We start from the raw sequence: 20,366 nt of genomic DNA, 5'->3' as shown, positions 1-20,366 counted from the left end.
CCGCGCTCGCCCTCCAGGCGCGCCCGGGGCAGGCCGGTCTCGGCGATGGCGCGCTCGATGAGTGCGTCGCCGATGGCTTCGATCTCGCCGGCGATGGTTTCGAGAAACGCGGCGCGCTGCTCGAGCGTCGTCTCGCGGTAGGTGGCGAAAGCCGCCTCGGCGAGCTCACAGGCGCGCTCGACCTCGGCCGCGCTGCCGCCGGCGTAGGTGGGCTCCAGGCGCTCGCCGGTGGCGGGGTTGACGGCATTGATGGGCTTGGAACTGCCGCTTGCGGCCTCACGGCCGATCAGCATCTTGCCGTTTACAGTCATAATTGCCTCCTTGGGTATCCATTACCGCCAGGCCTCTTACAGCCTGGCTCACTGGTCGCGGTACTGGGCGTACATGTTTCGAGCACGTTTGAGATGCTGATACATCGTCTCGCGCGCCGCTTCGCTATCCCGCGACAAGATCGCTTCGAGAATGTAGGTATGTTCCTGCTGGACACGCTCGATATAGCGCTCTGCAGAAACCGGATTGATGTCGATGCTGAGCAGCTTGGCGCGAGGAATCACGCTCTGGCTCAACTGTTCGTAGAACTGAGTGAAGAAGGGATTACGAGTTGCCCGAGCAATGGCGAGATGGAATTCATAATCCTCCTCGCGCGCTTGGGATTTTTCTGCTTGTGCTTGGACAAAAGCCTCATGACGAGTCAGCAGCGCCCGGCGATCCTCGTCGTCATGGCGCAGCGCAGCCAACTCCGCTGCTGCCGGCTCGAGGGTCAGGCGTAGCTCCAACACGTGAAGGATATCCTCTACCGTGGTCGGATTGATTCGCTCGGCCGGTCTCGCTTCGATTGTCGTGGCACGCAATACGGTCGTTCCGACACCGCGACGTGTCTCGACCAACCCCAGCGACTTGAGATGGGTAATGGCCTCGCGGATGACCGTGCGGCTGACGCCGAAGGAGTCACAGAGACTGCTCTCCGTCGGTAGCCTATCGCCAACCGCAATCTTGCCTTGAGTAATCAATGCTTCTAGCTGATCCGCCACATGTACGGAGAGGCTGCCGTGGCGGACCACTTTGCGCACATCGAGCTGTCCTAGTTCAGCCGGCATATCGACTTCCTCGGCTTGGTGGATATCCCTTTAACATACGCTTTTTTCTCAGGCATTAGTGCTCAAGAATTAACGCACCAGCGCGGGGCGCTTGGGATCAAACTCCCAACCCGAAATGAGGAACTGCATCGCCATGGCGTCGTTGCGGCTTGTCACATCGAGGCTGCGGTAGAGCCGGTGCGCTTCCATCAGCTTCTCCTGATCCAGCTCGACACCGAGTCCGGGCACTTTCGGCACCGTAAGCTTGCCGTCACGGATCTGGAACGGCTCCTTGGTGATACGCTGGCCGTCCTGCCAAATCCAGTGGGTATCGATGGCAGTGATCTCGCCGGGGCAGGCCGCGGCGACATGACTCATCATCGCCAGCGAGATATCGAAGTGGTTGTTGCTGTGCGAGCCCCAGGTCATGCCCCACTCGTTGCACAACTCGCCCACCATGACCGCGCCCTGCATGGTCCAGAAGTGGCAATCCGCCAGGGGGATATCCACCGAGTTGAGCTGAACGGCATACTGCAGCTGCTTGAAGTCGGTGGCGATCATGTTGGTTGCGGTGGGCAGGCCGGTGCGCTTCTTGAATTCGGCCATGGTTTCGCGGCCGGAGTAGCTCTCCTCCTGACCGCAGGGATCCTCGGCGTAACTTAGCAGGTGCTTGATCGGATCCAGCACCCGTACCGCCTCGTCGAGCTTCCAGGCGCCGTTGGGATCTAGCGTCAGACGCGCCTCGGGGAAGGCTTCATGTAGCGCACGAATGCAGTCGGCTTCTTCCTCGCCGCGCAGCACGCCGCCCTTGAGCTTGAAGTCCTTGAAGCCGTAACGCTCGTACGCTGCCTTGGCCAGGTTGGCCACGGCGTCCGGCGTCAGAGCTTCCTGATAACGCACCTCATCCCAGGCATCCTTGGGGTCCTCGGCCTTGGGGTAGGGAAGATCCGTCTTGGCGGGGTCACCCAGCAGGAAGAGGTAGCCCAAGGCTTCTACCTCATCACGCTGGCGACCGTATTGTCCCAGCAGATCGGCCACCGGCATCTGCAGCGCCTGGCCGAAGAGATCGAACAGTGCCGATTCAATCGCGGTGATCACATGAACGGCCACTCGAAGATCGAAGGTCTGGCGACCGCGCTCTTCCCTGCCGTTCTTTGCCAGAAGCTGGCGGGCCTGGTTCAAGGTCTGCTTGATATCGTTGACCTGCGAGCCTTCGACCAGAGACCGGCACTGCTCCAACCCCTTCAGAATGCCGTCGCTCGAAGGAATCTCGCCGACACCCTGGTTACCGGCGTCATCCTCGAGAATCAGCACGCAGCGGATGAACCAAGGCGCATGACCACCGCTGAGGTTGAGCAGAAAACCGTCATAGCCGGCCACGGGAACCACGCGCATGCTCTTGATCTTCGGAAACATCATTCTCTTGCCTCTTGAATTGTCGGGTGGGTTCGGGAGGGATCCCGATTGGCCTCAAGTGACGGGTGCCGGATTGAACAGCACCAGGTCGTTGTGGATACCGAGCCGGTCGGCCGCGGCCTGCTGGCGCCCGCTTGCCACCTCGAGGATGAGATGGAAGAGCTCCCAGCCCACCTCCTCGATACTGGCGTCGCCAGTGGCAATACGCCCTGCGTCGAGGTCGATGATGTCGTGCCAGCGTCGCCCCAGCTGGGAGTTGGTGGAGACCTTGAGCACCGGCACCATCGAGAGGCCATAGGGCGTACCGCGGCCGGTGGTGAATACCTGCAGGTTCATCCCGGCCGCCAGCTGTAGCGTGCCGCAGATGAAGTCGCTGGCCGGTGTCGCGGCAAAGGTCAGCCCCTTGCGACGCAACCGTTCTCCGGGACCGATGACATCGACGATGGGGGAAGTCCCTGACTTGATGACCGATCCCAGCGCCTTCTCGACGACGTTGGAGAGCCCCCCTTTTTTGTTGCCTGGGGAAGGGTTGGCGCTGCGATCGGCCTGCCCCTGGGAGAGATAGTCGTCGTACCACGCCATCTGCTCGATAAGCCCCCTGCCCACTTCCTCGTCGATAGCACGAGGCGTCAGCAGGTGGATGGCATCGCGCACCTCGGTAACCTCGGAGAACATCACGCTGCCACCTGCGCGCACGATCAGGTCGGTGGCGAAGCCCACGGCAGGATTCGCCGTGACACCCGAGAAGGCGTCGCTACCGCCGCATTGCATGCCCACCCTCAACTCGGAAGCGGGGCAGGTTTCGCGGCGGCGACAATTGAGGCGCTCGAGGTGGCGCTCGGCCATGGCAAGGATGCCCTCGATCATCTCGCCAAAGCCTTGGAAGGAGTCGTCCTGCAGGCTCAGCACATTGGCGTCGGGATTGGCCGCCTCGGTGTTCTCGTAGACCTTGACCGGCCGGTCGTCGATCAGAGTAGAGGGCTGCAGTTTCTCGCACCCCAGACCGATAACCATCACTTCGTTGCCGAAGTTAGGATTCAAGGCGATATTCTTAAGGGTGCGGATCGGCACGATGGCGGCCGGTGCATTGATGGCCACCCCGCAACCGTAGGTGTGGTTGAGACCCACTACGTCGTCAACGTTGGGATAGCACGGCAGCAGCTCACGCTTGATACGCCCTACTACGTAATCCACCGTGCCGGCCACGCACTGCACGCTGGTGGTGATACCCAGCACATTTTTTGTGCCCACACTGCCATCGGGATTGCGAAATCCCTCGAAAGTATAGCCCTCGAGCGGTTCGGCGTCCGGCTCGGAGCGCGTGGCGAGGGGCAGGTCGTCCAACATTGGCGCCTCGGGCAGTCGCACCTTGGTCTCGTTGACGTGCTCGCCCTGAGCAATCGCGACCACGGCATGGCCGATGACCTCGCCGTAGCGCACGATGGGCTCATCAACATCGATGTCGTTCAGCGCTATCTTGTGGCCTTGGGGGACCGGGCCGGCTGCGACCAGGACTTCGCCCAGCGCCTGGCCCTCTGAAAGACCATCGGCCTCGACCACGATGGCGACATTGTCATCGGGCTGGACCCGGATAATCTTGCCATCATATGCATGCATCATATTTCTCCTGCAGCACCGGCTCAGCCGAGCTGTTCCTGACGCTGCCTGGCACGGCTCTTCAGACTCATCGCGATCGAAAACGCCACCGACATCAGAATCAGCGCCCACAGCACGACGGCGATCGGGCTCTTGGTAAAGAAGATCGACAAAGTGCCGGCCGACTCGAGGCTCTTGACGAAATAGACTTCCGCCTGGCTACCGAGAATGAAGCCGATGATCAGGGGCGCCACTTCCAGGCCTATCTTCTGAATCAAGTAGCCCAACAGGCCGAAGATCAGCAGCGTCCAGACATCGAACATGATTCCATAATTGATGGCGTAGGCCCCCACCACGCACATCATCACAATGATCGGAAAGAGAATGTGCTTGGGCACCATCACTACCTTGGCGATGTACTTGATGGCGAAGAACATCAAGAAGAACATCACGAAGTTGGCAAACACCAGTGCCGTCATCATGACGTACCAGGTATCGGCGTTTTCCGGAATGAACAGCGGACCAACCTGGATTCCCTGCAGAGTAAAGGCCCCAATCAGCACGGCGGTGGTGGAGTCGCCGGGGATGCCCAGGGAGAGCAGTGGAATCAGTGCGCCGCCGGTCAACGCATTGTTGGCCGACTCGGAGGCGATGAGCCCTTGGGGGGCGCCCTTACCCATCTGCGCAGAATCCTTCGCCAGGTTCTTCTCCTGGGTATAGGCCAGCACCGAAGCGGCGCTGCCACCGACCCCCGGGAGCATACCGACGAAAGTACCAATGAAAGACGAGCGCACCATGTTGGTCAGGCGCCCCTTGAAGGCCGCTAGGGCCGAACTCGCCCCTGCTCCCGCATCCCCACTGATCTTGACGCGCTCTTCCGTCAGGTCGCTCTTCACGCCCTTCTCCGCCTCGAGCAGGATGGTCGAGATACCGAAGATGCCGATCAGCACCGGCAGCAGCGAAAAACCTTCGAAGAGGTAGGGCTCCATGAAGTCGAACATCAGGCGAGTCTTGCCGTTGCCCCCATCGGAAATGCTGTAATCGCCGATCAGGCTCAACCAGATGCCGATGACACCGCTGAAGATGCCGATCAGCATGCTGCCCGACAGTGAGGCAATGACGCTCAGGGCCAGCAGGATGATCAGAAACTTCTCCACATAGGAGAACTTGATCGAGAAGTCCGCCAGCAAGGGCGCAAACAGGAACAGCACGGCGGCACTTATCAACCCGCCAACCAGAGAGGCGATGACACAAACTCTCAGGGCTTTCTCCCCTTCCCCCCTACGCGCCATGGGATAGCCGTCGAAGGTGGTGGTAATCGAGGAAGGCGTTCCCGGAATATTAAGCAGCACTGCCGGCACCATGCCGCCGGAGATCCCGCCGACGTAGAGACCCAGCAACAGCGCCAGGCCATGGTTCAAGCCCAGGGCATAGGTCAGCGGCAGACAAACTGCCACCGCCATGGTCGCAGTCATGCCAGGGATCGCACCGAATATGATACCGACCAGGGCACCCAGGGATGCCAACAGAAAGAACGAAAAGTCGAGAACTGAAAGAAATTCCATGATGGCATTCGCTCCGGTCACGGCAGAGTGATCGCGAACAGCTTGGCCAGGATGAACCAGACCAGACTGGGTGCAACGACGGCATTGATCGCCGCAATGATCAGGGCTTTCTTCGTTTTCTCATGCATGTAGAGAAGCGACATGAGCAAAACGAAGGGTATCGAGACGAACAGAAAGCCATACCCCGTGTACGGGAACAGGTCACCTACCACCGCCATCAGGTAGAAGTACGCCGCGATCAAGGCAAGAGTGCCAAAGAAGCGCACACCATCCATGGACTCGCCGACGATGGGTAAGGTGCGCTCTCCCCGGCGAACGGCAGCCAGGAAGGGGACTACCTTCGTCACCAGTATGGCAGCGAACAGGCCTGCCAGGATCCAGTGAATAATGGTCGGAAAGAACAGATGAGAGGTCCCGAAATCTATCGAAACGCTGAGCAGATTTGACAGACCTGATTCCATAGTGGCTCCGGCGACAGGCAGAGCGGGCGCTGCCCATCGTTGTACGTATAGCGATATTGTCAGGCGAGAGCCGGCGACATGCTGCCACCGGCCCTCGAATCGCTTACTTGATGTTATCGATGATCTCGGCGTAGCGAGCCATCTTCTCTTCGAGATACTGCGAGGCTTCGTCGGACGGCTTGAAGTTGGGGATGAAGAAGGAGTTCTTCTGGATCTCTTGGATCTCGCCCTCGTCATAGATCTCGGTCAGCGCCTCGTCGATCTGCTCAACGATGGCGGGATCCATATCCTTGTTGTAGAGAAAGAAGAATTCCTTATCGAAGGTAAAGGTCTCGTCGTCACCCATGGTGACGTGGACATTGGGCTCGACGTATTCCAGCAACTGGTCGCGGGTGGTCTGGCCCAGCCCCTCCTCCGGTGCCTGCTCGATAGTCCCTTCACGAGCGGTAAGCCAGACGAAGCGCATGGCCTTCTGATCATCCTCCGGCAGACGGGTATACTGCTCGTTAGCCTGCACGGAACCGTGGATCATGTCGACCTGATCGTCGAAAAGCTGCTGGTTCTTGTCCGACTGGGAACCGGTATTGACAGCCACCAGGTTGTCTTCCTGACCCGGATGCTCGATGGAGATGGCGTTTTTCAGCGCGCTGAAGCCGATCTCGGAGACGCCGCCCGGCTGAATCGCCACGCGTACGGTCTCACCGTCGCCCACCGCCGCGATGATGTCCTCGAGGGTCTTGTAGGGAGAATCCTTGGGCACCAGGTAAGCGTTACCCGGGTTGATGGCCACGGTCGGCCCGATGGTGTACTTCTCGAAGATGTCCTCATAGCCCTCCACGCCATACAGGTGGCCCAGGTAGGACTGGTCGTGGAAGATCATCATGGTATTGCCGCGCGAATCCCGGTCCAGCGTGCGAAAGGCGGCGCTGGCGCCAACGGCATCGACCTTCATGTTGAGGTCGAGCTGCTCGGCCAGCTTGTCCACCACGATACTGGAGTTCTGGTAAGTATCGCCGCCCGTCGAGGTGGAGCCGATGACGACTCGAATGTTGCCTCTCAGCGGACCGTCCTGGGCCTGTGCCACACCGACCCCGTAGGCCAGCGACGTCATCAAGACGGCCGACCCCAAGCTTACGATAGTCTTCCTGAATACTGGCATGATTCACCTCATCAGCGTAGTTGTGGATTTATAATTGCTTGGCCTTCTCAACCAGCTGCTCGAGCTGCTGGCGCTCCTCGGAAGAGGGCATGGTCAGCGGCGCCCGGACGCTTCCGGCCGGACGGCCGATGATGTCCGCTCCAGCCTTGATCAGGCTGACGGCATACCCTGGCTTCCGATCCCTGAGATCTACGAAGGGAATAAAAAAGTCGTTGGTAATTTTCTTTACGACTCCGCTATTGCCCTTACGTAGCTCCTTGTAGAACTTGACCGCCATGTCCGGCACGAAGTTGAACACAGCGGATGAATAAGTGTTGACGCCTATAGAGAGGTAAGCCTCAGCAAATATCTCGGCGGTGGGTACGCCACCGACATAGACCAGGCGATCACCAACGGATTTGACGATCTTGTTCAGTGCCTGGATGTCCCCCTTGCCGTCCTTGAGTCCAATCAGGTTCGGACACAGATCAGCCAGCTTCTGAACTGACTCGGCCTGGAGGATGCCGTTCCCACGGTTGTAATAGATGACATTGAGTTCGGTGGCGTCGCAGATCTGCCGGGCATACTCGACGAGCCCCTCCTGAGGACATTCGGTCAGGTAGGGGGGCATGAGCAGGACGCCGTCGGCACCCTCTTCTTCGGCGGCCTGGGCAAAAGCCTTGCCGCTCTCGATACTTAGCCCGGCGCTGGCTATCACCGGCAGCTTGCCATCCACGGTTTCAACGGCCACGCGTACGATCTCGCGGAACTCGGCAAGCGTCAGGTTGAAGAACTCACCCGTCCCACCTGCAACAAAGACAGCCGAGATTTCGTGGCGGATGAACCACTCCAGGCGGCGTCGATAGCTTTTCGCATCGAAACGGCCTTCGCTATCGAAATCGGTGATAGGGAAAGACAACAGCCCATCACCTACGGCTTCTACCACTGCAGCTCTGGAAAACTTCACGAATCGTTCCTCTTGGTCAACGCCTCGCCGGGATATCCAAGTTGACCAGCCTGACTCAAGGTGAGCGGCTGCCGGCAACGCTTATTGTCATACATCATACAAATGACAACCTAGCGATCGGATGCTGCCCATGCAAGACCAAAGAGTGCTTTGTCGACCAAAGTTCAATTAATGAGGAGATAACGAAACTCGCTCTTCGCTCGTTTCGTGAAAGACAGCCAGAGCGAGAGTGAAATCAGCCCAGGCCGCCGTACCGATATTGCAGTAGCGACAGAGCGCCACGGGGCGGTCTCGGTGCGCAGGTTACGCGGGCCGAGGGAGAGGGTAATGAAGCCATCGCCATGGCAGCCCGCCTCATCGTAGCCACTTCCCTTGAATCGGCCCGCAGGCCAAACCTTCATTACTAATCGTCCGGATGGCCGGAGGTTGTGAACGGCCCGCCCTGGTAGATGACCGCCGGGTCTTTGGGGTCGAGATTCGCATCGAGAGCCTCCATCTCCTCGCGCCAGGGCTCCGAGCTGTCTTTCGGCACCCAGCCGAGAAAGGCGGCCTTGCTGTTGTCCCACCAGTGTTCGGCGTTGTTCGAGAAGCCGTAGACCACGGTATAGGCCAGGCGCGGCGTGACGATGGCGCGTTGCACCAGGCTGACGAAGTCCTCAGCGCTCAGCCATATGGCCAGTTTGCGCGTATCGGTCGGCTTGGGGTGACACCAGCCGATGCGGACGCTGAGTGTCTCGACACCGAACTTGTCATGATACAGGCATGCCAGGTCCTCACCGAAGCACTTGGTCACGCCGTAAAGCGAGTCGGGCCGATGCGGCACCTCGGTATCGATTCTCTGCGCACGCTCGTAGTAGCCGGTCGTGTGATTGGAACTGGCGAAGACGACACGTGGCTTGCCGTGCCGGCGAACCGCCTCGTAGAGGTTGTAGGTGCCCACGATATTGGCCTGCAGCAGGCTCTGCCAGGGCTTCTCCACCGACACGCCGCCCAGGTGCACGATGGCATCGCAACCCTGGACCAGCTCGTTGACCGCCGTGGCATCGGCAAGGTCACAGGGCATGAGTTCCTCATGGCTGGCCGCCTCCCCGAGGTCGGCAATATCCGAGAGCCGCACCGTGCGAGCCAGTTTCGCCAGATGAGGCCGGATGATGCGGCCCATGCCACCAGCGGCACCGGTTACCAACAGACGATCGATCATGTATTTCCTCCTTCGAGCGGATCAGATTTCAGAAGCCGTACAGGGCGGTGGGGTTGTCGACCAGAATCCGGCGGCGTGACGCGGGCCCGGCCCATTCGAGCAGCACGTCGAGCTGTTCGGCATCGTCCGGATACTGCGCGCGCGGCACGCCGACGTGGGGCCAGTTCGAGCCCCAGATCACCCGCTCCGGGGCATGAGCGATGACGCGACGGGCGATCGCGCCCACGTCCTCGTAGTGGGGCCCTCCGGTTTCGCTTGACTCGTAGCCACCGCAGATCTTGAACCAGGCGTTGCCGCGATCGAGCAGCCGAAGGATGTCGTCGACGCGACGGTCGTCCGGCGGCACCGGCGGCATGAACTTGCCGATATGGTCGATGATGTAGTCGCCCTCGATGCGTCGCAGGCCGTCGAGATAGTCGTCCAGGTGCTGGCCGTTGAATTGCACCATCAGGTGCCAGCCCAGCGGCCGGACCAGGCGTTCCACCTCGAGCATGCTGGCGTGGGTCACCGCGCCGCCGGGCAGGTTCATGATCCGTGCCCCGCGCACGCCCTTGGCATGCCACTCCTCCAGGCGATCCAACGAGGCATCGGGCGACACGGCCGCCACGCCGCGGGCGATCGAGGAACCCAACTGCGTCAACGCCTCGAGCAGTGCACCATTGTCGAGCTGGTAGGCGTTTGACTGGGTCACCACGACTCGCTCCAGTCCGAGGCGTGCCTGCACGCGGCGGTAATCCTCGACCGTGGCCAGCTCGGCGATGCCGGGCCCGCCGGGTTGGGCCTCGTAGCCGGGCAGAAAGAGGTGCATATGGCAATCGGTGGCACCCGGCGGTGCCTCGAGCCGGGGTGCCGATCCTTCCAACGGCCGGGTATTGGCAGGTATTGCAGTCACGTCCTCATGCCTCCTTGAGCGCAAAGCGGGCGATTGCCTCGCGGTCGATCTCGATGCCGAGTCCGGGACCGTCCGGTATCGCCACCACGCCCCGGTCATGTTCAATCGGCGTTGCCACGACCGCTTGGCGGAAGGGATTCTCGGTTCGGTCGAATTCGAGAATGGGTTCGATCGGATCGCGTCGTGGGGGATTGGGGAGAAGGGCAGCCATGAACTGCAGGCTGGCGGCTAGACATACCGCCGTACCCCACACGTGCGGCACCAGGCGCACGCCATGCAGCGCCGCCATGTCCGCCACCCGGCGAATCTCGGTGAAGCCGCCGACACCGCAGATATCGGGCTGGACGATGTCCACGGCGCGGGTCGCCAGCGGTTCGTGCATGGCGTAGCGGCCATGCCAGGTCTCGCCCCCGGCCACCGGGATCGGCTGATCGGCACGCACTGCCCGATAGGCCGCGACATGCTCGGGCAGCACCGGCTCCTCGAACCAGTCGATGCCGAACCTCGCCGCGCGCCGACCCACTTCGACGGCTTCCAGCATGTCGTAGCCATGGTTGGCATCGATCATCAGGCGCAGGTCGGGGCCGATCGACTCGCGTACCGCCTCGATCACGCGTAGGTCCTCCTCGACGTCGAAGCCGATCTTGATCTTCACCGCATGAAAGCCTTCGCGGCGGTAGCCCGCCACCTCGCGGGCGATGTCCTCGACCCGGTCCACCCCCTCGCGACGAAACGAACCGGTGGCGTAGGCCCGCACGCTGTCACGGAATCGTCCGCCCAGCAGAGTCGATACCGGCACCCCGAAATGCTTGCCCTTGATGTCCCACAGCGCAATGTCGATGCCGCTCAGGGCGGTCACGGTCAGGCCGCGCTGGCCCTGGTCGCGCAAGCGATTGTAGAGATCGAGCCAGACCTTCTCGGTCTGCAGCGGGTCCTGGCCGACCAAGGCGGCAGCATAAGCCTTCACCACGGCAGCATTGGGCTGGGCCGGGCCCAGGCACTCGCCCCAACCGATGGTGCCATCGTCGCAGACCACCTCGACCAGGCAGTGCTGGCGCCGGGCGAAATGCATGGAAGCGCTCTCGAAGGTGGTATCCAGCACATGATCGAGAACATGGGTATGTACCGCTTCAATCTTCATCTTGTGTCGTTCCTGTTAGCGATTCGATCGGCCGGGCCTTCGCTCACCGGAAGAGCGCAGGCAGCGACAGCGAGACAGCCGGCACATAGGTCACCAGCATCAGGGCGACGAACAGCGCCAGGTAGAACGGCCAGATGGTGCGCACGGCCTGTTCGATCTTGATCTTGCCGATCACGCAGCCGACGAACAAGCAGGCCCCCACGGGAGGCGTACACAGACCGAGGCCCAGGTTCATCATCATGATGATGCCGAACTGGATCGGATCCATGCCGAACTGCATGGCGACCGGCAGGAAGATCGGCGTGCAGATCAGGATCAGCGCTGCCATGTCCATGATCATGCCGAGCACCAGCAGCAACAGGTTGAGCAGCAGGAAAATGACGATGGGCTTGTCGGAGAGCGCCATCAGCATGTCGGTCAATAGCAGCGGTACGTTGTAGAGCGCCAACAGGTAAGAGAACGCCGAGGCGCAGCCGACCAGGATCATCACCAGCGAAGTCGTTTTCACCGACTGCAGGACCGCCGCCTTGAACGAGGCCCAGCGCAGTTCGCGGTAGACGAGTGCCGTGACGACGATGGCGTAGATGGCACCGAAGGCCCCGGACTCGGTCACGGTGAGAACGCCCGACAGCACCCCACCGACGATGATGACCGCCGTCAGCAGGCCTGGGAGGGCCGCGGCCAGGCTGAGCACCAGCACATCCCAGCCGGGAAAGGTTTCGCCTTGATAGCCGCGCTTCACCGCCACCAGGTAGGCCGCCACAGCCAGGGTCAGGCACATCAGGATGCCCGGCACGATGCCGGCGATGAACAGCTGGGTCACTGAAATGCCGCCACCGGCCGCCACGGCGTAGAGGATCATGTTATGGCTCGGGGGAATCACCACGCCGGCAACCGAAGAGGTCACCGTGACGTTGACGGCATAGTCGGCGTCGTAGCCTTTCTCCTTCATGACGGGCACAAGGATCGAACCGAGCGCCGACGTATCGGCCACGGCGGAACCCGAGATACCGCCGAAAAGCATCGAGGAGCTGACGTTGACGATGCCCAGGCCGCCGCGCATCTTCCCCACGGCGGCGGAAGCCAGGCGCACCAGGCGAGCGGAAATGCCGCCGTGCAGCATCAGTTCGCCGGCAAAGATGAAGAACGGGATGGCCAGCAGCGAGAAGACCGAAATGCCCGACAGGATGCGCTGGAACGCAACGAACAGGGGTAGCCCCTCGTAGAGGAACGTCGCGACCGCGGCCAGCCCCACCGCAAAGGCGACAGGTGCACCTGCAAGCAGGCCGAGAAAGAAAATACCGAACAGTATGGCAAGGCCCATGTCAGTTGCCCTCGTCAGCGTCGCTGCCTGTGATTCGCGATACGATATTGGCCACGGAGAACAGCACGATCAGCACACCACAGATCACCAGGGGCGCGGCGCGCCAGCTTTCGGAGAGCCGAATCATGGGTATCGCCCGCTCGAGGTTGGTCATGACCAACTCCCAGCCCTGATACGCCATGAAGGCACCAAAGGCGATGACGAACAGATCGGCGATGTAGCGGCAGATTGTCCGGAAGGGCTCGGGCATGCCTTCGCGTACGAAGTCGATGCTCAGGTGCGAATTTCCCCTGACGCCGGCCGCCGCCCCCAGGCAGGTGATGTAGACCACCAGCAACAGCGATGCCTGCTCCACCCAGGTCGGCGTGTTGTTCAACACATAACGACCGAAGACCAGCCAGCCGAAGATGGCAATGAGGAAGACCAGCAGGACGCCCGCGGTCGCCAGGCAGAGGTTGGCGATCCCGTCCAGCATCCGGCTTGCCCGCTTGCGCAACGGGGGAGGGTTCACGGCCACCTCTCGGTCAGCGTAGATACTCATGGCGTAAGCCTCCTTCCTCCTCGGCGCACCTGGCGCCGAGGAGGCCATCACGGCGGAACTCAGTTGGCGTTCCGGATGGCATCGATCAGGCCCTCGAGGTCAGGGTTATCCTCGATGAACGCGGCATAGACGGGTTCCATCTTTTCCTGGAAGGCCGCCTTGTCCTCCACCTCGTTGATCTCGACACCGGCATCCAGCACGACCTGCCGACTCTCTTGGGAGCCCTCGACCCAGAGCTGGCGCTGCAGCTCGGAGGCATTGATCGCCTCCTCACGCACGATCTCCTGATCCTCGGGAGAGAGCGCTTCCCAGCTCGCCTTGGCGATGCACAGGCACTCGGGGATGATCAGGTGTTCGGTAAGGGAGTAGTACTCGGCGGCTTCATAGTGGTTGCTCGACTCGAACGAGGGATAGTTATTCTCCGCCCCGTCGAGCACACCGGTCTTGAGGGACTGGTAGACCTCACCATAGGCCATCGGTGTGGCGTTGCCGCCCATCGCCTCGATCATCTCGACGTAGAGGTCATTGTTCATGACCCGGATCTTCAGCCCCTCCACATCTTCGGGCGTACGAATGGGTCGCTCGGTGTTGTAGAGGCTGCGCGCCCCTGAATCGAACCAGGAAAGCGCGACCAGGTTCTTCTCGGCCAGGGCGTCGGCAAATTGCTGGCCGATTTCCCCATCCATGACCTCATGCATGTGCTCGACGCTGCTGAACAGGAAGGGCAGCGAGAGCACATTGGTTTCCTTCACGATGGGTCCCATCGGCCCCATGTTGAAGTTGGCAAAGTCGAGCACCCCGTTGCGGGTCTGCTCGATGGCATCGGGCTGATCGCCGAGCACGCCATTGTTGTAGACCTGCACCGTGAGTCGTCCCTCGGTGCGTTCGGTGACGTTCTCGGCAAAGGCCTCGAGCGCTTCCGTATTGGGGTAGCCCGGGGGATGGATGTTCCAGCCGCGCCAATCCTCGGCCAGGGCCGGCAGCGTCATGGCTGCCATGACCCCGGAAATGGCGAAAGTGCAGAATGTCTTGTTCATGATTGAAGTTGTTGTCATGACGTACTCCTCGTTTGTTTTTTTCTCTTACATCTGCTGAGCGATGCCTACGAGTTTTTCCAGCTGATTGCGCTCTTCCAAAGTGGGCATGACCAAAGGTGCCCTGACACTCCCTGCCGGTCGGCCGATGATGTCCGCCCCCGCCTTGATCAGGCTGACGGCGTATCCGGCCTTGCGGTCCCTGAGATCCACGAAGGGAATGAAGAAGTCGCGGGTAATTCGTTTCACGACGTCGGCATTTCCCGCGCGAAGTTCACGGTAGAACCTGACCGCCATGTCCGGCACGAAGTTGAACACGGCGGATGAATAGGTATTGACGCCAATGGACAGGTACGCCTCGGCAAAGATCTCGGCGGTGGGAACGCCACCCACATAGACCAGGCGGTCGCCAATGGTCTTGATGATCTTGTTCAGTGCCTGGATATCGCCCTTGCCATCCTTCAGCCCGACCAGATTCGGGCAACTCTCGGCGAGCTGGCGGACGGCATCGACATCGAGCACGCCGTTGCCGCGGTTGTAGTAAATGACGCTGAGCTCGGTCCCGTCGCATATCGCTCGGGCATACGCCACCAAGCCGTCCTGGGGACATTCGGTGAGATAGGGCGGCATCAGCAGGATGCCATCCGCGCCGGCCTCTTCGGCCGCCTTGGTAAAGAGCTTGCCGCTGGCAACGCTCAGGCCCGCGCTGGCGATCACCGGCAGCTTGCCGCCGACCGTTTCCACGGCGACGCGCACGACGTCCCGGTACTCGTCGAGCGACAGGTTGAAGAATTCACCCGTGCCGCCGGCCACGAAGACGGCGGAGATATCGTGACTGATAAACCACTCCAGTCGGCGACGGTAGCTGTCCGCATCGAACCGCCCGCTTTCATCGAAATCGGTGATGGGGAAGGACAGCAACCCATCGCCCAAGGCTTCCATCACCGCTGCTCTGGAAAACTTCACGGAAACATCCTCTTTTGCATGCGCCGGCCTAACGGAGGGCAACCCCCAGCGGCCGAAGGAAAGAACGATTCGCTGTTGTCATACATCATACAACTTAAACGGGAGCAGAAGACCGCGCAAGCCTGTCACTGCCTATAACGACTAAAGTTGGATGCTCGAGCGAACGAGGCTCAGCCCAGATCGCCGTATCGATATTGCAGCAGTGACAGCGCCACCACCGGGGCGGTCTCGGTGCGCAGGATGCGCGGGCCGAGGGAGAGAGGCGCGAAGCCGGAGGCAGTGGCGGCCTCGACTTCGGTATCGGAGAACCCACCTTCGGGGCCGATCAGGAGAGCGACGGAGCCGGGCACCGCCGTTCTTTCGAGCGCGCCTTGGGTCGCGGGATGTAGCACCAGGCGCAGCGCCTCACCGCGCTCGTGCAGCCAGGCCGCCAAAGCCACGGGAGGGTGAACGACAGGTACCACGGCGCGCCCGCACTGCTCGCAAGCGCTGGCGACCACCGCCTGCCAGTGGGCAAGCTTCTTCTCTTCGCGCTCGCCCTTGAGGCGCACGTCGCCATGCTCGGTATAAAGCGGCGTGATGGCGGCGACGCCGAGTTCGACGGCCTTCTGTATGGCGTAGTCCATACGGTCGCCCTTGGAGATCGCCTGGCCCAGGTGCACCGTGAGCGGCGACTCGTTGCGCCCCGTCTCGACGGCCTCGATGCGTGCCACTACCCGCTTGCGGCCGGCCTCGACGAGTACCGCCCGGGCCTCGAGGCCCGCGCCGTCGAAGAGTCGCAGTGACGCCCCCTCGCCCAGCCGCAGCACGCGCGCCACGTGGCGCGCCGGCCCCTCGGGCAGAACGACATCGCCGCCGACGGTAAAGTCGGCGGCGACATGGATGCGCGGTACTGACACGCGGCAGGACCTACTGGGTGGTCTGCTCGCCCTGCTGCTGGGCCTTGTCGGCCTCGCGCTTCTTCTTCTGGGCGTAGATCGCCTCGAAGTTGACCGGCGCCAGCATCAGGGGCGGGAAGCCGCCACGGTTGACCAGGTTGTCGACGCATTCGCGGGCATAGGGAAACAGCACGTTGGGGCAGAAGGCACCCAAGGTATGCTCGAGCTGCGCGCCCTCGATGCCGCTGATGCGGAACAGGCCCGCCTGCTCGATCTCGGCCAGGAAGGAAGTGGTGCCCTCCTCGCTGTGGCGAACCTGGGCGGTGACCTTGATCGTGACCTCGAAGAGGTCTTCGCCGACCTTGCTGCTGCTGGTGTTCAGGTCCAGGCTGACCTTGGGCTTGAACGGCTGCTGGAAGACGGCGGGAGAGTTCGGCGCCTCGAAGGAGATGTCCTTGACGTAGATACGCTGAACGGCGAACTGGAGCTGCTGCTTGTTCTGCTGATCCGTGGCGGCCTGGTTGCCGCCGGCAGCGTTCTGGCTGTTCTCTTCGGCCATGGAAAGGTTCCTTTTGCGTCTTGAATCTTGTGTGTTGGCTATTTCTTGACCACAGGGAGGCCGTCGGCCTGCCACTGCATCATGCCGCCCTTGAGCTTGTAGACCCGCGAATAGCCGGCCTTGGCCAGCTTGGCCACGGTCATGCCGGACGCCTGGCCGCTCTTGCAGACCACGATGATCGGCTTGTCCTTGACCTTCTCGAGCTCCCCCATGCGGTCGTCGATGCGGCTCTGGGGGATATTGCGGGCGCCGGCGATGTGCCCGGCCTTGAAGTCGCCCGCCTCGCGGGTGTCCACGACCACCGCATCTTCGCGGTTGATCAGTTGGGTCGCCTGGCTGGAGGATACGCCACTCGAGGCGCTGTTGCGGACCTCATAGGCGATCCAGGCGGTCAACACCATGAGGAAGGCGCCCACCAGAAGGGGGTGATTCTGCACGAATTCGAACAGCTGATCGATCATGGATCCGGCACACTCTTGTTTCGGGAAATCGAGAATCGGTCGGGTAGGGCTCCCGGAAGGCGGGAGTATACACCATGCCGCAACCCCCCGCGGCATGGCCCGCCGGTCAGTGCCGGGACCATGACGCTTGCCCAGCCGTGCGTTATGATGCCGCAAGCCGACTCAAGTCGCGACCCCCGTCGTCCAGGCGCCTGTCTCGAACGGCCAGAACCGTCGCAGGACCCCACCGCCACGCCATTGCCAGGAAGCCAAGCAGGCGTGGACAGCCTCCCGGACGGCCCGATGTCGCGCCCACCACGTTCGAGAGGTCCACCAACCCCATGACGACGACAGCTACCGCTCCTCGCCCCGTTGCCTTGATCATTCTTGACGGTTACGGCCACAACCCCGACCCCACCGCCAACGCCGTGGCCGCGGCACGCACGCCCAATATGGACCGGCTATGGCAGGAGCGCCCCCATGCGCTGCTGCACACCGATGGCAAGTACGTGGGCCTGCCTGAGGGGCAGATGGGCAACTCCGAAGTCGGCCACATGAACCTGGGCGCCGGCCGGGTGGTGTACCAGGAACTCACGCGCATCTCCAAGGCGATCGAGGACGGCGATCTCGATACCATCACCGCGCTGACCGACGCCATGGATGCCGCCGTGGCCAACGGCAGCGCGGTACACCTGCTCGGCCTGCTGTCGCCGGGCGGGGTCCATAGCCACGAGGACCACATCCTGGCCATGGCCGAACTGGCCGCCCGGCGCGGCGCACAGCGCATCTACGTGCACGGATTCCTCGATGGCCGAGACATGCCGCCGCGCAGCGCGCTGGCGTCCATCGAGCGCGCCAACGCGAGGCTTTCCGAGCTGGTGGGTGCCGACAATGGCTTCGTCGCCTCGATCGTCGGCCGCTATTTCGCCATGGATCGCGACAACCGCTGGGATCGCGTCGAGAAGGCCTACCGCCTGCTCACCGAGGGGGTCGGCGAGTTCGAGGCCACCAGCGCCGAAGTGGGCCTGCGCGCCGCCCATGAACGCGGCGAGAACGACGAGTTCGTCTCGCCCACCGTCATCCAGGCAGACCACTCCCCGGTGACCATTGCCGACGGCGACGCCGCCATCTTCATGAACTTCCGTGCCGACCGTGCCCGCGAGCTGACCCGCGCCTTCGTCGAGGATGATTTCGACGGCTTCGTGCGCCACGCCCGTCCGGCACTTGCCGGCGGCAGCCTGGTCACCCTGACCCAGTACGCCGCGGATATTCCCACTCCGATCGCTTTCCCGCCGGCCGACCTGACCAATACGCTGGGCGAGGTAATGGAGAAGCGCCGCCTGACCCAGCTGCGCATCGCCGAGACCGAGAAGTACGCCCATGTCACTTTCTTCTTCTCCGGTGGGCGCGAACGGGAGTTCGAAGGCGAGACCCGCGTGCTGGTGCCCTCGCCCCAGGACGTCAAGACCTACGACGAGAAGCCCGAGATGAGCGCCGCCGAGGTCACCGACCGCCTGGTGGAGGCGATCGATTCGGCCCATTACGATCTGATCGTGTGCAACTACGCCAACGGCGACATGGTCGGTCATACCGGCGATTTCGACGCTGCGGTCAAGGCCATCGAGGCGGTGGATGCCTGTGTCGGCCGGGTGGTGGAAGCCATCGAGCGCGCCGGCGGCGCCTGCCTGGTCACCGCCGACCACGGCAACGCCGAACAGATGGTCAACCCCGACACCGGCGTGGCCCAGACCGCCCACACCACCTTCGTGGTGCCGCTGATCTACGTGGGTCGGCAGTCGGTCAAGCTGCTCGATGACGGACGCCTATGCGATATCGCGCCGACGCTGTTGCGCATGATGAACCAGCCGATCCCCGAAGAGATGACCGGCAGGGTGCTGATCGAGCCGGCATGACGAACGCGAGCGAGCGCCACCGGCCATGAATCGAGCTCGACAGCGACATGCCCTGGGAGCCGCCATGGTGGCGCTGGCCATGCTGTCGGGCCCGGCCAGCGCCCAGACCAGCGAGCGAGACGCCCGCGAGCGACTCGACGCCATCGGCAGCGAGATCCAGGCGGTCAACCGGCGTCTCGGCGAGACACGCCAGGCGCAGGACGAAGCCTCCCGCGAGCTGCGTGAAGTGGAGACCGCCCTGGCCGAGACTCACCGGCGGCTGGACGGCATCCAGGCCGACCGTCGCCGCCTCGCCGAGGAAATCGACGCCCTCGAGGCCGCCCGGGACGCATTGCAGGACGAGCGCGACGAGCAGGTCGAGGCACTCAACGTGCAGTTGGACGCCCTCTACCGCCTGGGCCTCACGCCACAGCTGAAGCTGCTGCTCAACCAGGACGACCCGGCCCGCCTCGATCGGCTGCAGACCTATCTCAACCGCCTGGCCCAGGCACGCAACGCGCGGCTCGACGAGATCGCCCGGCTGGATGCCGAGTTGAGCGAGAACCGTCGCGATTTGCAGGCCCGCGGCGAGCGGATGGAGGCCTTGGCCGACGAGCTCGCCGTTCGCAGCAACGAGTTGGCCGAACGCATGGCCGAGCGCGAGCGCCTGGTGGCAGAGCTCGACGCGCGCTACAGCGACGAGCAGTCGCGCCTGACGCGCCTCAACCGCGATCGCAGCGAAGCCGAGCAGGTACTGGAGCGGGTGCGCGAGGAGCTTGCCCGGCTCGAGCGGCCGCCCCCCTCCACCGCCATCGAGCGTACCCGGGGCGACTTGCCCTGGCCGGTGCAAGGTAGCGTCACCTCGGCCTACCGGCGTGACGAGGGCGTGCACTACAACGGCATCCTGATAGAGGCTCGCGAGGGTACGCCTGTCGAGGCGGTGCATGCCGGACGGGTGGTGTTCGCCGACTGGATGCGCGGCTTCGGCAACCTGCTGATCATCGACCACGGCGATAATGTCATGACGCTATACGCCCACCTTCAGCGGTTCGGTGCCGAGGTCGGCCAGGCCCTGTCGCGCGGCGATACGCTCGGCACGGTGGGTGCCAGCGGCGGCCAGAGCGCGCCGGCCCTCTACTTCGAAGTCCGCCGCGACGGCGACCCCATCGACCCCCAAGCCTGGATCGCACGAAGATGAAGAGAGGGATTTCACAAGCCCGGGGCCACGGGCTATGCTGGTCAGCCTCGCCTCGCAACCGCGGAGTTCGCATGCCATCTC

At 62.5% G+C, this 20,366-nt stretch carries 20 protein-coding genes; 2 read left to right on the top strand and 18 right to left on the bottom strand.

What is annotated here, in order from left to right:
• The 18 genes from ACOJCM_RS05310 to ACOJCM_RS05225 all read right to left on the bottom strand — a co-directional run.
• On the bottom strand, nt 1-311 hold a 311-nt coding region (locus ACOJCM_RS05310; protein ID WP_445211017.1), incomplete at its 3' end, for an aldehyde dehydrogenase family protein.
• Nucleotides 312-359: 48 nt separating this feature from the next.
• Nucleotides 360-1,097, bottom strand: a complete 738-nt coding sequence (locus ACOJCM_RS05305) for a FadR/GntR family transcriptional regulator (protein ID WP_445211016.1) — start codon at nt 1,095-1,097, stop codon at nt 360-362.
• Nucleotides 1,098-1,166: 69 nt separating this feature from the next.
• Nucleotides 1,167-2,492 (bottom strand): enolase C-terminal domain-like protein, encoded by a 1,326-nt coding sequence (locus ACOJCM_RS05300; RefSeq protein WP_445211027.1) that lies wholly within the window; start codon nt 2,490-2,492, stop codon nt 1,167-1,169.
• A 54-nt stretch (nt 2,493-2,546) separates the two neighbouring features.
• Entirely contained in the window at nt 2,547-4,109 is a 1,563-nt protein-coding gene (garD, locus tag ACOJCM_RS05295) for a galactarate dehydratase (RefSeq protein WP_445211015.1), read from the bottom strand.
• 23 nt (nt 4,110-4,132) lie between these two features.
• Complete coding sequence (locus tag ACOJCM_RS05290; RefSeq protein ID WP_445211014.1) at nt 4,133-5,653, bottom strand: tripartite tricarboxylate transporter permease; 1,521 nt, start codon at nt 5,651-5,653, stop codon at nt 4,133-4,135.
• Between the two features lie 17 nt (nt 5,654-5,670).
• The gene (locus ACOJCM_RS05285) at nt 5,671-6,114 is read right to left on the bottom strand and encodes a tripartite tricarboxylate transporter TctB family protein (protein WP_445211013.1); all 444 of its coding nucleotides are present in this window, start codon (nt 6,112-6,114) and stop codon (nt 5,671-5,673) included.
• A gap of 103 nt (nt 6,115-6,217) precedes the next feature.
• On the bottom strand, nt 6,218-7,273 hold the full coding sequence (locus tag ACOJCM_RS05280) for an ABC transporter substrate-binding protein (protein ID WP_445211012.1): 1,056 nt from the start codon (nt 7,271-7,273) through the stop codon (nt 6,218-6,220).
• A 28-nt stretch (nt 7,274-7,301) separates the two neighbouring features.
• The gene (gene kdgD / locus ACOJCM_RS05275) at nt 7,302-8,219 is read right to left on the bottom strand and encodes a 5-dehydro-4-deoxyglucarate dehydratase (RefSeq protein ID WP_445211011.1); all 918 of its coding nucleotides are present in this window, start codon (nt 8,217-8,219) and stop codon (nt 7,302-7,304) included.
• A 403-nt stretch (nt 8,220-8,622) separates the two neighbouring features.
• Nucleotides 8,623-9,420 carry an NAD-dependent epimerase/dehydratase family protein gene (locus tag ACOJCM_RS05270; protein WP_445211010.1) on the bottom strand — a complete coding sequence of 266 codons (798 nt, stop codon included), beginning with the start codon at nt 9,418-9,420 and terminating at the stop codon, nt 8,623-8,625.
• A 28-nt stretch (nt 9,421-9,448) separates the two neighbouring features.
• Nucleotides 9,449-10,312 carry an amidohydrolase family protein gene (locus ACOJCM_RS05265; protein ID WP_445211009.1) on the bottom strand — a complete coding sequence of 288 codons (864 nt, stop codon included), beginning with the start codon at nt 10,310-10,312 and terminating at the stop codon, nt 9,449-9,451.
• Between the two features lie 4 nt (nt 10,313-10,316).
• On the bottom strand, nt 10,317-11,453 hold the full coding sequence (locus tag ACOJCM_RS05260) for a mandelate racemase/muconate lactonizing enzyme family protein (RefSeq protein WP_445211008.1): 1,137 nt from the start codon (nt 11,451-11,453) through the stop codon (nt 10,317-10,319).
• Nucleotides 11,454-11,496: 43 nt separating this feature from the next.
• Complete coding sequence (locus ACOJCM_RS05255) at nt 11,497-12,777, bottom strand: TRAP transporter large permease (protein ID WP_445211007.1); 1,281 nt, start codon at nt 12,775-12,777, stop codon at nt 11,497-11,499.
• 1 nt (nt 12,778) lies between these two features.
• Nucleotides 12,779-13,318: a TRAP transporter small permease gene (locus tag ACOJCM_RS05250; protein WP_445211006.1), complete on the bottom strand. Its 540-nt coding sequence runs from the start codon at nt 13,316-13,318 to the stop codon at nt 12,779-12,781.
• Nucleotides 13,319-13,377: 59 nt separating this feature from the next.
• On the bottom strand, nt 13,378-14,373 hold the full coding sequence (locus ACOJCM_RS05245) for a TRAP transporter substrate-binding protein (protein WP_445211005.1): 996 nt from the start codon (nt 14,371-14,373) through the stop codon (nt 13,378-13,380).
• Between the two features lie 27 nt (nt 14,374-14,400).
• Nucleotides 14,401-15,294, bottom strand: a complete 894-nt coding sequence (kdgD, locus tag ACOJCM_RS05240) for a 5-dehydro-4-deoxyglucarate dehydratase (RefSeq protein ID WP_445211004.1) — start codon at nt 15,292-15,294, stop codon at nt 14,401-14,403.
• Nucleotides 15,295-15,488: 194 nt separating this feature from the next.
• On the bottom strand, nt 15,489-16,217 hold the full coding sequence (locus tag ACOJCM_RS05235; RefSeq protein WP_445211003.1) for a 16S rRNA (uracil(1498)-N(3))-methyltransferase: 729 nt from the start codon (nt 16,215-16,217) through the stop codon (nt 15,489-15,491).
• A 10-nt stretch (nt 16,218-16,227) separates the two neighbouring features.
• Nucleotides 16,228-16,755 (bottom strand): protein-export chaperone SecB, encoded by a 528-nt coding sequence (secB, locus tag ACOJCM_RS05230; RefSeq protein WP_445211002.1) that lies wholly within the window; start codon nt 16,753-16,755, stop codon nt 16,228-16,230.
• A 38-nt stretch (nt 16,756-16,793) separates the two neighbouring features.
• The gene (locus ACOJCM_RS05225; RefSeq protein ID WP_445211001.1) at nt 16,794-17,216 is read right to left on the bottom strand and encodes a rhodanese-like domain-containing protein; all 423 of its coding nucleotides are present in this window, start codon (nt 17,214-17,216) and stop codon (nt 16,794-16,796) included.
• 320 nt (nt 17,217-17,536) lie between these two features.
• Here ACOJCM_RS05225 and gpmI point away from each other — a divergent pair, with 320 nt between their 5' ends.
• Both gpmI and ACOJCM_RS05215 read left to right on the top strand, forming a co-directional pair.
• Nucleotides 17,537-19,108 carry a 2,3-bisphosphoglycerate-independent phosphoglycerate mutase gene (gene gpmI / locus ACOJCM_RS05220; protein ID WP_445211000.1) on the top strand — a complete coding sequence of 524 codons (1,572 nt, stop codon included), beginning with the start codon at nt 17,537-17,539 and terminating at the stop codon, nt 19,106-19,108.
• A gap of 25 nt (nt 19,109-19,133) precedes the next feature.
• Nucleotides 19,134-20,285, top strand: coding sequence for a murein hydrolase activator EnvC family protein (locus ACOJCM_RS05215; RefSeq protein WP_445210999.1), 1,152 nt, complete (start codon nt 19,134-19,136; stop codon nt 20,283-20,285).
• Nucleotides 20,286-20,366: the final 81 nt, after the last annotated feature.

The sequence above is a fragment of the Billgrantia hypersalina genome (assembly GCF_052584175.1).
This window is presented reverse-complemented; position numbering and strand designations above follow the sequence as displayed.

What these genes read in the sequence shown, in the direction of transcription:
- ACOJCM_RS05300 (WP_445211027.1), bottom strand. Translation starts at nt 2,492, where the DNA reads ATGTTTCCGAAGATCAAGAGCATGCGCGTGGTTCCCGTGGCCGGCTAT.
- ACOJCM_RS05245 (WP_445211005.1), bottom strand. Translation starts at nt 14,373, where the DNA reads ATGACAACAACTTCAATCATGAACAAGACATTCTGCACTTTCGCCATT.
- garD (WP_445211015.1), bottom strand. Translation starts at nt 4,109, where the DNA reads ATGCATGCATATGATGGCAAGATTATCCGGGTCCAGCCCGATGACAAT.
- ACOJCM_RS05285 (WP_445211013.1), bottom strand. Translation starts at nt 6,114, where the DNA reads ATGGAATCAGGTCTGTCAAATCTGCTCAGCGTTTCGATAGATTTCGGG.
- ACOJCM_RS05260 (WP_445211008.1), bottom strand. Translation starts at nt 11,453, where the DNA reads ATGAAGATTGAAGCGGTACATACCCATGTTCTCGATCATGTGCTGGAT.
- ACOJCM_RS05305 (WP_445211016.1), bottom strand. Translation starts at nt 1,097, where the DNA reads ATGCCGGCTGAACTAGGACAGCTCGATGTGCGCAAAGTGGTCCGCCAC.
- secB (WP_445211002.1), bottom strand. Translation starts at nt 16,755, where the DNA reads ATGGCCGAAGAGAACAGCCAGAACGCTGCCGGCGGCAACCAGGCCGCC.
- ACOJCM_RS05250 (WP_445211006.1), bottom strand. Translation starts at nt 13,318, where the DNA reads ATGAGTATCTACGCTGACCGAGAGGTGGCCGTGAACCCTCCCCCGTTG.
- ACOJCM_RS05270 (WP_445211010.1), bottom strand. Translation starts at nt 9,420, where the DNA reads ATGATCGATCGTCTGTTGGTAACCGGTGCCGCTGGTGGCATGGGCCGC.
- ACOJCM_RS05255 (WP_445211007.1), bottom strand. Translation starts at nt 12,777, where the DNA reads ATGGGCCTTGCCATACTGTTCGGTATTTTCTTTCTCGGCCTGCTTGCA.
- ACOJCM_RS05215 (WP_445210999.1), top strand. Translation starts at nt 19,134, where the DNA reads ATGAATCGAGCTCGACAGCGACATGCCCTGGGAGCCGCCATGGTGGCG.
- gpmI (WP_445211000.1), top strand. Translation starts at nt 17,537, where the DNA reads ATGACGACGACAGCTACCGCTCCTCGCCCCGTTGCCTTGATCATTCTT.
- ACOJCM_RS05290 (WP_445211014.1), bottom strand. Translation starts at nt 5,653, where the DNA reads ATGGAATTTCTTTCAGTTCTCGACTTTTCGTTCTTTCTGTTGGCATCC.
- kdgD (WP_445211004.1), bottom strand. Translation starts at nt 15,294, where the DNA reads ATGGAAGCCTTGGGCGATGGGTTGCTGTCCTTCCCCATCACCGATTTC.
- ACOJCM_RS05280 (WP_445211012.1), bottom strand. Translation starts at nt 7,273, where the DNA reads ATGCCAGTATTCAGGAAGACTATCGTAAGCTTGGGGTCGGCCGTCTTG.
- ACOJCM_RS05225 (WP_445211001.1), bottom strand. Translation starts at nt 17,216, where the DNA reads ATGATCGATCAGCTGTTCGAATTCGTGCAGAATCACCCCCTTCTGGTG.